Source organism: Streptomyces sp. 35G-GA-8 (assembly GCF_023534745.1).
Classification (GTDB): Bacteria; Actinomycetota; Actinomycetes; order Streptomycetales; family Streptomycetaceae; genus Streptomyces.
Genome location: NZ_JAMHJQ010000072.1, coordinates 1 through 360, shown reverse-complemented (window position 1 = coordinate 360; position 360 = coordinate 1). Strand labels below are relative to the sequence as shown.

The following is a 360-nucleotide window of genomic DNA, read 5'->3' as shown; positions in this document are numbered from 1 at the left end:
GCTGGGAAGAATCCGGAGCCAAGGCCGCCGTCGGCAAAACGATGACCATCGCCGACGGCGGCTACCAAGGCACCGGACTGGTCATCCCACACCGCCGACGCAAAGGCGAGGAACTTCCGGCTTGGAAAGAGGAACACAACCACTCCCACAAGCAGGTCCGGGCCCGCGTCGAGCACACCTTCGCCCGCATGAAGGGTTGGAAGATCCTGCGCGACTGCCGACTCAAAGGCGACGGAGTCCATCACGCGATGCTCGGCATCGCCCGACTGCACAACCTCGCTCTCGCCGGATAAGCACAGGGGCAGCGCGGCGACCGACTCCGGCTCCACCAACTCCAAGATCGTTACGGGACAACCCTTA

General features: G+C 63.9%; 1 protein-coding gene. It reads left to right on the top strand.

Annotation, left to right across the window (positions count from 1 at the left end; genetic code table 11):
* A partial coding sequence (locus M1203_RS38580; RefSeq protein WP_249954528.1) for a transposase occupies positions 1-293 on the top strand: 293 nt, incomplete at its 5' end.
* Between the last annotated feature and the right edge of the window lie 67 nt (positions 294-360).